The organism is Hymenobacter canadensis (genome assembly GCF_027359925.1).
Lineage (GTDB): Bacteria > Bacteroidota > Bacteroidia > Cytophagales > Hymenobacteraceae > Hymenobacter > Hymenobacter canadensis.
Genome location: NZ_CP114767.1, coordinates 2,889,479 through 2,903,764 on the forward strand (window position 1 = coordinate 2,889,479; position 14,286 = coordinate 2,903,764).

12 protein-coding genes are annotated in these 14,286 nt (G+C 55.9%); 5 read left to right on the forward strand and 7 right to left on the reverse strand.

The window, feature by feature from the left end:
- Positions 1–16: 16 nt before the first annotated feature.
- The 6 genes from O3303_RS12440 to O3303_RS12465 form a co-directional block, all read right to left on the reverse strand.
- Positions 17–850, reverse strand: a complete 834-nt coding sequence (locus O3303_RS12440) for a phosphosulfolactate synthase (protein ID WP_269558718.1) — start codon at positions 848–850, stop codon at positions 17–19.
- Positions 851–1,030: 180 nt separating this feature from the next.
- Positions 1,031–2,428 carry a tetratricopeptide repeat protein gene (locus O3303_RS12445; RefSeq protein ID WP_269558719.1) on the reverse strand — a complete coding sequence of 466 codons (1,398 nt, stop codon included), beginning with the start codon at positions 2,426–2,428 and terminating at the stop codon, positions 1,031–1,033.
- A 179-nt stretch (positions 2,429–2,607) separates the two neighbouring features.
- Positions 2,608–3,645 carry an NAD-dependent epimerase/dehydratase family protein gene (locus O3303_RS12450; protein WP_269558720.1) on the reverse strand — a complete coding sequence of 346 codons (1,038 nt, stop codon included), beginning with the start codon at positions 3,643–3,645 and terminating at the stop codon, positions 2,608–2,610.
- Positions 3,646–3,649: 4 nt separating this feature from the next.
- Positions 3,650–4,333 carry a tyrosine-protein phosphatase gene (locus O3303_RS12455; protein ID WP_269558721.1) on the reverse strand — a complete coding sequence of 228 codons (684 nt, stop codon included), beginning with the start codon at positions 4,331–4,333 and terminating at the stop codon, positions 3,650–3,652.
- 102 nt (positions 4,334–4,435) lie between these two features.
- Positions 4,436–6,904, reverse strand: a complete 2,469-nt coding sequence (locus tag O3303_RS12460; protein WP_269558722.1) for a polysaccharide biosynthesis tyrosine autokinase — start codon at positions 6,902–6,904, stop codon at positions 4,436–4,438.
- 46 nt (positions 6,905–6,950) lie between these two features.
- On the reverse strand, positions 6,951–7,895 hold the full coding sequence (locus O3303_RS12465) for a polysaccharide biosynthesis/export family protein (protein WP_269558723.1): 945 nt from the start codon (positions 7,893–7,895) through the stop codon (positions 6,951–6,953).
- A 237-nt stretch (positions 7,896–8,132) separates the two neighbouring features.
- On the opposite strand from O3303_RS12465, the gene O3303_RS12470 reads away from it, so the two are divergent.
- From O3303_RS12470 to hpf, 4 genes are all read left to right on the forward strand, one after another.
- Positions 8,133–9,272 (forward strand): acyl-CoA dehydrogenase family protein, encoded by a 1,140-nt coding sequence (locus tag O3303_RS12470; protein WP_269558724.1) that lies wholly within the window; start codon positions 8,133–8,135, stop codon positions 9,270–9,272.
- 205 nt (positions 9,273–9,477) lie between these two features.
- A complete protein-coding gene (gene rpsU / locus O3303_RS12475; RefSeq protein WP_044015913.1) occupies positions 9,478–9,675 on the forward strand; it encodes a 30S ribosomal protein S21 in 198 nt (65 codons plus the stop codon).
- A gap of 147 nt (positions 9,676–9,822) precedes the next feature.
- Positions 9,823–10,710 carry a tyrosine-type recombinase/integrase gene (locus O3303_RS12480; RefSeq protein WP_269558725.1) on the forward strand — a complete coding sequence of 296 codons (888 nt, stop codon included), beginning with the start codon at positions 9,823–9,825 and terminating at the stop codon, positions 10,708–10,710.
- Positions 10,711–10,749: 39 nt separating this feature from the next.
- Positions 10,750–11,049 (forward strand): ribosome hibernation-promoting factor, HPF/YfiA family, encoded by a 300-nt coding sequence (hpf, locus tag O3303_RS12485; protein ID WP_044015909.1) that lies wholly within the window; start codon positions 10,750–10,752, stop codon positions 11,047–11,049.
- 84 nt (positions 11,050–11,133) lie between these two features.
- Here the strand turns inward: hpf and metK are convergent, their stop codons facing one another.
- On the reverse strand, positions 11,134–12,396 hold the full coding sequence (gene metK / locus O3303_RS12490; RefSeq protein ID WP_269558726.1) for a methionine adenosyltransferase: 1,263 nt from the start codon (positions 12,394–12,396) through the stop codon (positions 11,134–11,136).
- A gap of 193 nt (positions 12,397–12,589) precedes the next feature.
- On the opposite strand from metK, the gene O3303_RS12495 reads away from it, so the two are divergent.
- A complete protein-coding gene (locus O3303_RS12495; protein ID WP_269558727.1) occupies positions 12,590–13,420 on the forward strand; it encodes a phosphatase PAP2 family protein in 831 nt (276 codons plus the stop codon).
- Positions 13,421–14,286: the final 866 nt, after the last annotated feature.

A 14,286-nucleotide genomic window follows, 5' to 3' on the forward strand; every position in this document is an offset into this window, starting at 1 on the left:
GATGGATCTGGCGCGCTTAGCCGCGCGGCATCGAGGTACCGGGGCGGCCGATTGGCTTTACCTCAGGCTTGAACATCTCGTCCACGTTGTCCATGTCGAGGAAGTCGGTGAACGTGTCGCCGCGCAAACCCAGGCGGATGGTTTCCAGGCTCACGATTTCGTTTGGCGCAATGTTGCCCAGGTTCACGTTGGGGCCCAGCAGCTTGATAAACCACACCTGCTGCGCTTTCTGCGGGGCTTCCCACAGAATTTTCTCAAACGGAATCTGGGTCAGGATTTCCTCTACCAGGCCCGAGCGCACCTCGCCGGTGCTGCGGAACAAACCTACGTTGCCAGCCTCGCGGGCCTCCCCGATTACCTTCACGGCACCGGCTTCCAGCTCCGTTTTCATCTGCGAAATCCACTTGTAGGGCGGAATGATCTTCTCGGCATCCTTGGAGCCTACTTCGCTCAGCACCTGCACGTCCTGGGCCAGCGTGCGGATGTATTCCAGCTTTTTGTCGTGCACCAAGTCAATCGAGCCGTCCGATACCTCGGCGTACTCCATGCCATACTCCTCCAGCAGGCGGCGGTAGTCGTCGAACTGGTTGCGGATGATGAAGGCCTCAAACAGCGTGCCCCCGAAATACACCGGAATACCGGCCTCCTTATAGGCGGCCAGCTTGCGCTTCAGGTTGGGCGTCACGAAGGACGTGGCCCAGCCCAGCTTCACGATGTCGGTGTAGGGCGCGCCCACTTCCAGAAAGTCTTCTACCTCGCGCACACTCAGGCCTTTGTCCATGACCATGGTAAAGCCTTGCTCGCGGGGTTTGGCAGTGCGCTCAGGAAGTTGTGAGAGGTGGTAGTTCATGCTGTAGGGTCTTGGTTAGATTGGGTTTGAGGGCCTGACCAGCAGGCAGCACTCCCGGCCCGATGAAGGCAACGGGGCAAAAGTAAGCCCGAATTTTATAACTGAAGGCCCGGGAAGATGGCTCGGTGACAACGCAGCCACCCATCTTCCCGGGCCTTCAATCCCCGGCGAACGGGTTTTCTACTTCCGATACTGATCAATCAGGCGGGCCAGGGCCTGCTGCGACTCCAGCTCCGGAAAGTACTCAAACAGCAGCCGGTGCTTGTCGAAATCCAGCACCAGCGCGTTTTCCAGCGTTTCGTAGGCTTCGCGGAAACGGCCGGCGGCCAGCTGGTAAGCGCACAGCCGGTAGTGCAGCTCGGCTTCCAGCGGCTGCACCTCCACGGCATTGCGCATCAGGTCGATGGCCCCCTGGAAATCACCCTGCTCGTAGAGGATAATGCTCCAGCTCAGCCATACATCCTTGCTGTCGGGGGCCACTTCGGCGGCCTTTTCGTAGGCTTCCAGCGCACTTACCACGTTGCCGACCTGGTATTCGGCGGCCGCCAGGGCCAGCCAGTATTCCACGCTTTCGGCGTAGATGCCCACGGCTTTCCGGAAGAAGTGCGTGGCTTCCAGGTAGCGCTCCTGCTCGTTCATGATGACGCCGATGCCAAACCAAGCCTCGTCCATCTCTGGCTCCAGATCAATGGATTTCTGGTAGAACCGGCGGGCCGCATCCCACTCGCGCAGCTTCTCGTGGCATTCGCCGATGTTGCACAGCGCCTCCGGCGTGGGCTGGCCTTCCTCGTAGCTCAGCTCAAACTCCGCAATGGCTTCGCGGTAGCGCTCCTGGCTGATGTATACGCTGGCCAGATACGCATGCGCCTCCAGAAACTTGCCATCCACAAGAATGGCATATTCAAAGGCCGCAACCGCCTTGTCCAGCTGCTCCAGCCGGAAATATGCCTGGCCCAGGTTGTACCAAGCAATGGCCGAATATGGGTCGTCGTCGGTGAAGCGCTGGAAAAACGGCAGGTTTTCCTCCAGCCGCTCGCTCACCTCCAGGCAATACAGCAGTTCCTGCACCGCCACGTCGTTGTCGGCGTTGATGCGCAGGCTCTTCTTGTAGTACTTGGCGGCACTCTTGAACTTCTGCCAGCTCTGGTAAGCCAGCCCCAGGTTGAAGAAGATGTCGTCGCGGTCGGGAGCACGCTCAGCCGCTTGCAGGAAAAAGGCTACGGCCTCCGCAAATTCGCCCTTTTGGGTGGCGATAATGCCGCGCGTTACCGCCACGTCCGGGTTGTCGGGGTCGAGGTGGGCTACATTCTCAATCTGGCTGCTGGCCTCCAGGTATTCGCCTTTCATGGCCAGCACCTGCGAGCGGTCAATCAGGAGTTCGGTGCTGAACGGGTATTGGGCAATGGCAGCCTCACAGGCCTGCAAGGCCTTGTCGTACTGCGTGTTGGTGGTGTAATGGTCGATGATGTTCTCAAAATCAGCCAGGTCGAAAAAGACGGGCTCGTTCTGGGCCACCATCCGCTCGAAACGGCGCACGGTGTCCAGTACTTCATCCCGGTCCTCATAATTTTCATTCATTCTCATGCAGCTACAATCAAGTGCCGGTTACCCGTCAAAACGGCAGTCCCAACGGGCTTTCTTCCAACCAAAACCCTTTAAATGCGGGCTATGGCCTAATATACAACAACCGCACCGGAGCCAAGCAGGTTCGGTAGGCGACACACAGCGCAAAAAATAGTCCGGCGCTACGGTAGGCACTAGTTCCCGGCGGCTGGCTCCCGGGCCTGTTGCTGGCGGGTTTGCAGCTCGGCGCAGCACCACGCTATAGTTTCCTGCAGCGGCCTCAGGGCCAGGCCCGTGGCGCGCTGCACTTTTTCTGCGCGATACAAGAGGGGGCGGCGGCCAGCCCGGGCAGTATCTTTGGTGATGAGCGGCCGGGCACCGGTAAGCAGGGACCGAAGGTGCTCCAGCCGCCAGATGCCCTCCGCCGCCCAGTCGGGCACGGCTACGGTGGGCGGGCGGCGCCCAAAGCAGGCAGCGGCGCGGGCCAGAAACTCCTGCAGCGGCAGGCTGCCGGCGCTCAGCACGTAGCGCTCCGCCGTCAGTTGGGTATCGAGCGTGAGGTAGAGCATACTGGCCACTACGTCGCGCACATCCACAAAATTCACGCTGCCCGGCGTGTAGAACCGGTGCTGCTGCCAGGCGTACCGAAACAGCCGCGTGCTGCTCCGCTTCCAGTCAGCCGGCCCCAATATCACGGACGGACACACGATTACGGCCAGCAGGCCTTCCGCTACGCCACGCCACACTTCCAGCTCCGCCAGATATTTAGACGTAGCATACGCTCCGTGCTCAGCGCCCAGGTCCCATTTGGTATTTTCATCAAGCACCTGGGGCTGGCTGCCGGGCAGCACGCTCGTTTCCGTCGCGCCGCCGCCCAGCGCCGCCACCGACGACACTTGGCAGAGCCGCACCCCCGGTTGGCGCAGGCAGGCATCTACCACGGCGGCCGTGCCTTCCACGTTCACCTGGAGCAGCGCCTCTTCGTCCTGCGGGGCATACGATACCAAACCGGCGCAGTGAAATACGTGCGTTACGCCTTCCAGCGCAGTGTTCAGCAACGTGGTGTCCCGCAAGTCCCCTTCCACCCATTCCACAGATTCGGTGCCCGCTATTTCGGGCACTTGCTGCCGATATAGGGCCCGCACCCGCACGCCGCGGGCCACCAGCGCCGGAATCAGAAAACTTCCCACAAGGCCGCTGCCGCCGGTCACGAAAATCATGGAGTTCTTCAATCCGTTACAGCGTATTGTTGAGCAGTGGCAGCGCCAGTAGTTTGCGCATATATTCGGTCGGCAGCACCTTCTCGCGCAGCGTAGCCGTGTGCTTGAGGTTGTGCGCGTCGGTGCCTACCATGTCAACCAGCCCAGCATCAATGAGCTTTTCGGCCACCCGCTTAGCACCCGCCGAATAGTAGCCGGCCAGCGAGTTCAGGTTTACCTGCAGCAAAGCGCCGGTTTCGCGCACCTTCACCAAATCGTCGAACCGCCCATAAAAATATGTATACCGCTCCGGGTGGGCTATCACGGGCTGGTAGTTATGGCTTTGCAACTGAAAAATGGTTTCAGCAAAGTTAAGCGGCTCGTTGATGTAGCTGGTTTCTACCAGTATGTAGCGCTTGTCGCCACCAAAAGTCAACATTTCGTCACCACGCTCCAGCCGGGGCCCAAACCACTCATCGAGGTAATACTCGGCCGCACACTCCAGTTCTACGTCTCCCAACCCGGCCGTACTCGCGGCCTGCCGCAGCGCCCGTAGTGCTCCTCGGATACCTTCGGGCGTGTTCTTGTAGAAGTCGCCCATGATATGGGGCGTCATGATAAGCTTGCGGTACCCAAGGGCCCTCAACTCCCGCAGCAGCTCCAGCGACTGATCCAGATTCTCGGCGCCATCGTCGAGGCCAGGGAGCAAGTGGGAGTGCATATCGGCACCTAAATCCGTAAGCCCGTCGGCCGCCAGTGCCGGCAAAGTTGCCGCACGGCCAAAGAGCTTCTGAAAAAAGGACGCCATACCCGCTATCCGGATTTAAGAAAAACGCTTACGCAGACGCGCCAGCTTGCCGTCAGCCGGCTTGGTTTCTTCGTAGTACCCTTGGCCGTAACCGTAGCCGTAGCCATAGCCGTAACCATAGCCATACAGGCCGCTAGCTGTGGCGTCATTGAGAATGACGCTCAACCGGGTAAAATTATTCGCCCGGGCCAGCTTATTGATATTTTTCAGGAAGGCCTTCTTAGAATAGTTAGCCCGGACGATATAAATCGGAATATCGGCCTTACGCATAATCAGAATACCGTCCGTCACCAACCCCACCGGTGGCGTATCAATGAGAATGACATCATATATCTGGTGTAAGTCAGCCAGCAACTCGTCGAACTTAGCGCTCAGAATCAGCTCCGAAGGGTTAGGAGGCGTTGGGCCAGCCGAAATGAAATCCAGCGTCGGAATAGAAGTATGCTGGATACATTCTTCTATCGAATGCTTATCGATGAGAATGGTGCTGACCCCCTTCACGTTTTCTGCGCCAAACGCCAGGTTCACCTTGGGCTTGCGCATGTCCAGATCCAGAATCACCACCCGCTGCTCAGACAGCGCTATAATTCCCCCCAGATTTACAGAAACAAAGGTTTTGCCTTCCCCGGAGATAGTAGAAGTAACCGAAATCAGCCGCTTTTTCTTCGCGGAACTGATAAAATCCAGATTCGTCCGAATAGAGCGAATGGACTCAGAAATAGCTGACTTAGGATTCTTATCCACCACCAGCTTCGACACGCTCATTTTCTCTTTATCGTACGTCGGAATAACTCCCAACACGGATGAGTTAGTAACCCGCTCCAACTCGCGCACATTCGTCACCGTGTTGTGCATGAAATAACGCGTCGCCATCAGCGCTAATCCTAAAACAATACCACTTGCTAGGCCAATGGCATATACCATTAGCTTGATAGGAGAAATAGGTGCCCCAGGCATACTGGCGGGCGACAAAATTTGAAAGTCAGGTGTAGTACCGGCTTTTGAAATATTGAACTCTACTTTCTTATCCATCAGCATTAAGTATGATTTCTCATACAGCTCCAGTGGACGATTCAGGCGGGCAAGTTCAGTAGCCTTTTGCGGCAGCGTCTGCAGTTCAGAATTGAACAGGTTACCCTGCCGGTCTAAGGCGGCCAGTTCACTTTTAAGCAGGTCCTGGCTCTGACGCAAAGTGCGGCGCAGATTGCCTTTCACGTAGTCGAGGGCTTCCCGCTGCTGCTGTACAGCTTCAGTAGTTTCCTTGTAGGAGCGTGAAAGGCGGCGCAGGTTCCACTGCAAATCGTTTAGCTCGGCCAATTGCTGCGAAAGCTGGCTGTTTTCCAACGTAACTAGCGCCGGAATGCTCTCCTCAACGGTTAGGCCCTCCCGGGAGGTTATTGTCCCACGTTCCGCTAGCGCCGCAACCTCATTGAGCAGACGGATTTTTTCCGACAGTTTCAGCCGCTCTTCCTGCTGCTTTTCCAGGCGACCTGTAATTTCTCCTATGGTACCCCGGACATCATATGTTTTATTCCTACGGGCAAAATCCTGAAGATTTTCTTCTGCCTGCGCTAGGCTTTGCCGATTTTCCGAGAGTTGCTGGTCTAAGAATTTGAGTGTTTGGGCAGTGGCTGTCTGTTTCTGCGCAATCTTCTCCTGCAAATACACCGTGTCAATTTTATTGACAATAGCCCGGGCCTTGGAAGGGTTGAAATCCAGAAAAGAAATCTGGATGGTATTGGCATCCGGATTCACAATTTCGACCAGTAGATTCTTATCTAAATAAGCATTGATGGCTCCTTCATCATTAATGGTAAAATAGTAATTCCGCTCCAGTTCTGTTGCAGCTATACTGCCATTAGGCAAGATGCTCAATATCATTCCATCCAGATTCACCGGTTGGTTCAAAGAATAATCACCCCCTTGCTCCTGGCCGGCCTTCTGGTATGAAATATGAACCTGTTGCGGCCCCGTAAAGCGCAGATTGAATTTGGTATTATATATGATATTACCTCCGTATTGAACCCGGAATGGTGATGCACCATACAGTTCATTTTCCAGAACGGTCCCCTCAGCGTAGTAGTTGACATCTAGGTCCAGAGAGTCGCGTAAACGGCGGTAGATAATATTGGATTTAATCAGCTCTACCTCACCTGACAGCTTATTCAGACTTTGTCGCCCTTCGGCTTCCTTCATGGCACCACCCAAACCTAGGGCACCTGCTTCCGTCTTCTCATCAATTTTCAACAGGGAGGAGGATTTATAAACCGGCTTCGTGTAGCGCAGAAATAGCCAAGACCCGGTTAGGCCGAGTCCAATAAGTAGTAATAGCCATAATAGACTGCGACGCACTACCATCAATAGTGTGTCAAAATCTAATCCACCACCTTCGTCTGCAGGCTCTGACTCTACAGACAAGGCGCTTACTCCGCCTGTAGCGTTTCGGATCAGATTCTCCAGTTCAGCATTTTCGTTAACGGCCATTTATGGGAGTCAGAAGTTCGGTAGTTAAGAGCCTTTTGGCATTGTACTATCGTGTAAACGTAAATACAAGAAACACTATGTTCAACAGCGTTGTTGATAAACCAATTGCAGGAGCAGCATCGTTCAGCGCATCATAGAAAGGACGACGGATGGGCTCTATATAAATGATATCGTTAGGCTCAACTTGTAGGTTAGCGCGACGCATTCCGTCAATAGTAGTCAAGTCTACTTGTTCGATCTGCGGATTTTTCAAATCGCCTCTGATGATACGAATATTAGAAGCTTTGCCCCCAGACCTGTATAGGCCGCTCGTTCCACCACCACCACCGCCGCCACCATCGATACCCCCAGCCGAAGCCAACACTTCCAGCAGATTCATGTTATCGTTCACGAGAGGTACAATTCGACCACCTGGCGAGCCCAGTACGATAACCCGGTTGTTGGTGACGCGGGTAGTCACAAACACGCCTTTGTAAAATTCGCTGTATCTGATTTGTAGCACACTATCTGCCTGCAGTAATGTGAGGCCCGTAACGCGCACCCTGTTTACCAGTGGTAAACGAACGTAACCATCGGTTTGCACTAGAAATTCAGATTCACCGGCCGCGCTCTGCGTGCTTCCACCAGCGCTTTGCATACCACCGCTACTGCCACCCTGACCAGAATTGCCCAACGTCCGGCTACCATTCCCCCCCGTTGGCAGCAAGCCGGCCGGAGCACCGAAACGCAATTCACCATTAGGGTCAATGATTCGCTCTCCTTCGTTCGTGTATACTCGGACTGACAAAAAATCATTTATCTGGATAGTATAGTTGCGATTCACCCGATTTACTACCCGCCGAATTTTGGTAGTGTCCAATCCTTTGCTTTTATCCAGCTGAAACATCACCCGCTGATTGTATAATTTATCAGTGCAGGATGAAACCAGTGTCAGGAAAGGCAGGCATAGCAGCCACAACAGGACAAGACGGCGGGAAACAGATGCAGGCATGCAGGCTAAGGGAGCCGAAAAAGTGAACGGATGGGCCGTGGCGAGGCAACATCCAGAGAAAGTGGTTTCTCTGAAAAACCTTCAAAGTTAACCGATTTAGCGGCCTCTTTCAAAATTGAGGCAGGCTCCCGTAATTCTGCACGCGGATTAGGGCGACCAAAATCGTACTTTCGCGGACCCAAAGCCGGGCTTTACCGGTTATAGCTCTACTTCTCACCACCTTTCATTCTCCCACCCATGGAATTGGTTGCTACCGAAAACCAGACAATGATTGCCCAGATGGTGCGCGACTTCGGCGCCCAGCACATCAAACCCCACATGATGAAGTGGGACGAAAGCCAGGAATTTCCAATTGATGTGTTCCACAAACTTGGCGAAATGGGTTTGATGGGCGTGCTCGTGCCGCAGCAGTATGGCGGGGCTGGCTTTGGCTACACCGAGTACGTGACGGCTATTGCCGAGTTGTCGAAGATTGACGGCAGCATCGGCCTGAGCATGGCGGCGCACAACTCGCTGTGCACCGGCCACATCCTGCAGCATGCCTCCGAGGAGCAGAAGCAGAAATACCTGCCGAAACTGGCCTCCGGCGAGTGGATTGGCGCCTGGGGCCTGACGGAACCCAACACGGGCTCCGACGCCGGCAACATGCGCACCGTGGCCATCGAAGACGGTGACCATTACGTGCTCAACGGCGCCAAGAACTTCATCACCCACGGCAAATCCGGCCACGTAGCCGTAGTGATTGCCCGTACCGGCGAAGTGGGCGACTCGCACGGCATGACGGCTTTCATCGTGGAGCGCAACACGCCGGGCTTCGCCGCCGGGCGTAAGGAAGACAAACTGGGCATGCGCGCCTCGGAAACCACGGAGCTGATTTTCACGGACTGCCGGGTACCCAAAGAGAACGTCATCGGTAAAGTTGGTGACGGCTTCGTGCAGTCGCTGAAGGTGCTGGACGGTGGCCGCATCAGCATTGCGGCGCTGAGCCTGGGCATTGCGCAAGGTGCCTATGAGGCCGCGCTGCAGTATTCTAAGGAGCGTCACCAGTTCAACCAGCCAATCAGCAGCTTTCAGGGCATTGCTTTCAAGCTGGCCGATATGGCTACTGAAATTGAAGCGGCTTCCCTACTCACGTACCGCGCGGCTGATATGAAGGACCGCGGCCTGAACGTAAACCGTGAGTCGGCAATGGCTAAGCTGTACGCTTCCGAGGTATCGGTGCGGGTGGCAAACGAAGGCGTGCAGATCTTCGGGGGCTACGGCTACACCAAGGATTACCCGGCCGAGAAGTACTACCGCGACGCCAAGCTGTGCACTATCGGCGAGGGCACCAGCGAAATTCAGAAGCTCGTTATTGCCCGCACGCTGCTGAAGTAAGACCGTTCGATGCCGTAGGGTTTTGCGGATTCTGCCGTTCGGAACGGAATTTTGATAAGTTAAAGCCGACCAGAATTCCTTACCCGGTGATGGAAACGCCGAAAAACCTACGGTATCTGCGATTTTATAAATTCCGTTTTTAATCTTCCAACTCTCTGATTATCTTTGCGGCCCTTCATAGAAGAGTTTTCAACCCCACTGACATATGATCATCGTACAAATCAAGGAAAACGAGTCGGTTGACCGCGCCCTCAAGCGTTTCAAGAAGAAGTTTGAGCGCACGGGCGTTCTGAAAGAGCTGCGTCGTCGCACATTCTTCCAGAAGCCGTCGATCACCAACCGTAAGCAGAAGCAGAAGGCCATCTACAAGCAGGTGACCTACGGCAACGAGGCTAACGCCTAGCACTCTGCTGCTTCCCGGGTTAAAAACCGGCTGATGCCCACTTGTGGTGCGTCAGCCGGTTTTTTCGCGTCCTATTGGTTCAGATTTTTTTCTTCCCCTGAAATCCATACATTGGTTATCCGGCCCTAGCGGCCGGCTCTCTGATGTATGGATTTGTTTTTTACCTACCTGCGGTCGGAACGACGCTACAGCCCCAACACGCTGCTGTCGTACCAGACTGATCTACGCCAGTTCTCGGAGTATCTGCGGGCGACATATGAGCTGGCGGAGCCGGCCCAGGCCGACCACACGCTCATTCGCTCGTGGGTGGTGACGCTGATGCAGCAGGACCTGGACCCGCGCACCGTGAACCGCAAGATTGCCTGCCTGCGCTCCTACTACAAGTTTCTGTTGACCACGGGCGTCATCGGGCGCAACCCCATGTTGCGCATCAAGGCTCCCAAAATGGCCAAGAAGCTGCCCGACTTCGTGCCCGAGGAGAGCCTGAACGGCTTGCTGAACTCGTTTGCGTTTGAGGATACGCTAGCCGGCCGGCGCGACCAACTGATTCTGGAGTTGCTGTACGGCACCGGCATCCGCCTGTCGGAGCTGCTGGGCATCCGGCCCGATGATGTGAGTCTGGCGGCGCGCACAGTGCGCGTAACGGGCAAGGGCAACAAGCAGCGTATCGTGCCGCTGAACCCTACGCTGGTGGCCGTCCTCTCCGGCTATATAGCACTTCGGCAACGCGAGTTTGGGGCGCAAGGCAACGCCCAATCCGTGCTCCTCGTTACGGATAAGGGCGAACCGTTGTATGAAAAGCTGGTGTATCGAACCGTGAAACACTATTTGAGCCAGATTACCACGGCTTCGTCGCAGCAGCACCCGCACGTGCTGCGGCATTCCTTCGCCACCCACCTGCTCAACAAGGGGGCCGATCTGAACGCCATCAAGGAGTTGCTGGGCCACGCCAACCTGGCCGCCACCCAGGTGTACACGCACTTATCCATTGACAAGCTGAAATCTGTTTTTGAACAGGCCCATCCGAAGGCCTGAGTTGTGTTCCTTTTTCTTACCTCCCAAACCCTACGACCGATGAAAGTACAGATGCATTCGGTGCACTTCGACGCCGACCAAAAACTGCTCGATTTCATCCAGAAACGCCTCGACAAGCTCGAAACCTTCTATGACCGCGTCACGGAAGGTGAAGTGATTCTGAAGCTGAACAACAAAGACGGTATTGCCAACAAGACCGTGGAAATAAAGCTGCTCGTACCGGGCGCCACGCTGTTTTCGCAGGAAGACGCTCCTTCGTTTGAAGCTGCCGCTGATGCTGCCTCCGAAAGCCTGAAGCGCCAGATCACGAAACACAAAGAGAAAATCCTGGCGCACTAAGCGTATCGTATTCACAAATAAAAAGCCCCGTCTGATTCCTCAGACGGGGCTTTTTGCGTTTTACGGCACAGGCAGAAGCCTATGCTACAGGCCGAATTCAGCCTTGATTTTGTCGACGTAATCGAGCTTCTCCCAGGTGAAAGTTTCCACGGTGCGGGTGTTGCCGGCGGCGTCCTTAACCTCTTTGGTGCCGGGCTGGCGGCCCATGTGCCCGTAGGCAGCCGACTCGCTGAAGATGGGGTTGCGCAAGCCCAGGCGCTGCACGATGGCGTAGGGGCGCAGGTCGAAGAGGCGCTGCACTTTTTCGGCAATCTGGCCGTCGGTGAGCTTTTCGCCGTGGCCGTTGCTGGCCTGCGTGGTGCCATAGGTGGTCACGAACACTCCCACGGGCTGCGCCACGCCGATGGCGTAGGCCACCTGCACCAGCACCTGGTCGGCAACGCCGGCCGCCACCAGGTTTTTGGCGATGTGGCGCGCCGCGTAGGCCGCTGAGCGGTCTACTTTGCTGGAATCTTTGCCCGAGAAGGCACCGCCACCATGGGCGCCTTTGCCGCCGTAGGTGTCCACGATGATCTTGCGGCCGGTGAGGCCGGAGTCGCCGTGGGGCCCGCCGATGACGAACTTGCCGGTGGGGTTGATATGGTAGATGATGGCGTCGGTGAACAGGCTCTGCACCTCGGGGCTGAGTTGGGCCTTCACGCGGGGCACCAGAATGGTTTTGATGTCCTGCTCAATCTGCCGAAGCATGGTTTGCTCGTCCTGGTCGAACTCATCGTGCTGAGTGCTCACCACAATGGTTTCGATGCCTTCAGGCGTATTGTCGTCGGAGTAGCGGATGGTTACCTGGCTTTTGGCATCGGGGCGCAGGTAGGTCATTTCCGTGCCTTCGCGGCGAATTTTGGAGAGCTCCTGCAGCAAACGGTGCGAGAGGTCGAGGGCCAGCGGCATGTAGTTGGGCGTCTCCTTGGTGGCATACCCGAACATCATGCCCTGGTCGCCGGCGCCCTGCTCTTCGTCGCTGGCGCGCTCTACACCCTGGTTGATATCGGCCGACTGCTCGTGCAGGCGGTTCATCACCTCGCAGGTATCGGCGTTGAACAGATATTCCGGCTTGTTGTAGCCGATGCGGCGAATCACCTCCCGAATAATCGGCTCGGCCTCCACGTGGGCCTTCGACTTGATTTCGCCGGCTACCAGCGCAAAGTCGGTGGTGACCAGGGTTTCGCAGGCTACTTTGGAAGCAGGGTCCTGGCGAAGATACTCGTCGAGAATAGCGTCAGAAATCTGGTCGGCTACTTTATCGGGGTGGCCTTCCGAAACAGATTCGGAGGTGAACAGGTACGGCATCAGCTTGTAGGGTAGAGTACGCGAGGGGCCGGCAGCCCCTGCCCTGCGGTTGGAGCAGGGCTACAAAGCTACTATTTAGTTGGGAGTTGGCGGCAACTGTGTCGGAGATGGGCCCACGCATGCGCTGAGGCGGTTGGCTAACCTCCGTCGGCCGTTTTCCGTTAGAGCGCTACTTTCGCCTAATTGTTCTACTATGAAGAAACTCTCCTCTCTGGCACTGGCCACCAGCCTGCTCGCCGTAAACGTCCCACAACACGCGCAAGCCCAAAAAGCCCGCTCTCCTTACCAAACCCGCTTTGCCGTCGACGCGCCCATTACGGGCGGCTTAGCAGCCCTCAGCGTGGCTGGGCTGCTGCTGGTGCAGAAGAAAGATGGCCTGACGGATGCTCAGCTGGCGGCCCTTAATAAGAACGACATTCCGAAGTTCGACCGGTTTTCGGCGGGCTACTACAGCGAAACTGCCCAGACGGCCGGTGACCTGATTGTGTATCCGTCGTTGCTGATTGCGCCGGGTTTGCTGGCGCTGGACCAGGATGTGCGCAGCCGCTACGGGCAGGTGCTGGGGCTGTACTTTCAGAGCATGCTGGCTGCCGATGCCACCTTCACCATGACCATCGGCAACGTGACGCGCTACCGGCCGTTTTTGTACGGCACCGAAGGTGGCGGCAGCCGCAACAGCAAGATTGCCACCAACTCGTTTTTTGCCGGCCACACGGCCCATACGGCCGCTGCTACGTTCTTCGCTGCCAAAGTTTACCACGACTTCCACCCCGATTCCAAAGCCAGGCCGTTCATCTGGACGGCGGCTACCGTGGTGTCGGTAGCGGAAGCGTACACGCGTCTGGAAGCCGGCAAGCACTTCCTCTCCGACAACCTTGTGGGGCTGGCGGTAGGCGCTACGGCGGGCATTTTGGTGCCGCAACTGCACAAGAAAACCGGCAACTCGTACAGCATCAGCCCGGTGCAGGGCCTCAACGTGAATGGCTATTCCTATTCCGGTTTGTCGTTGACCAAGCGGCTGTAGACGGTACCCGCTGAAAGTTGCTGTGCACTCCAATTGCAAGTAGATTGCAAGAAAATATCTGCTCATCTACTTGTGTCATTGTTATGTCGGCTTACCGCTTTTTTCTCATCGTCGTCATACTGCTAGCGGCGCATCACACCATCCAAGGCCAGAGAGCACCTCAAAACCAACAATTCGAGACTGGATATCTTGTTTTGACAAGTGGTGATACGCTGCGTGGAGAGTTGTATAGTACAAAGTGGACTGCAGAGCATTCGGCTGTATTTTTCCGCGCTAATCCGGGAGATGCTGTGCGAAAAATCCCCTTGGAAGAGCTTCGCGCCGTGCACTCTACTTGAAGTCAGCAGCGCATCCTCATTCTGCCCGTTGACCGCTACGCCACTACTGCTGTACAAAACCTGGATTGGGGGCTAGTTATTCGCCAGAAGCCTGCTGTATTATTGGTTGACATGCTGTTGGAAGGTCCAACCTCTCTGTATAGCACCACCATGCTGGGAACCCGGCATTTTTGGGTGCAGCGCAATGGCCAACCGATTTTAGAGCTTACAGAGCGCCACTATTTGTAAAAGGGCCCACCAATACTATTTGGGTTGACGGCAACATGTATCGCGACCAATTGTCGACTTACTTCGGAAACTGTGCGCCGGCAGCAATGGCAGCGACCCAGGCTCCCTATACAGAAGCGGGAATTATTGCGGTACTACAAGCATTCAACGAATCATGTCTGGTTCCCAACCCATCGTCAGGCAGTGATGCGCGATAATATCCTTCTAATGGTAATCAAGCGCACTTAGTCTACTACCGTTGTCGTAAGTAGCCTTTAGATTGGCTTCGAACAGCTTGAGGAAAGCTGAGGTTATTCACTT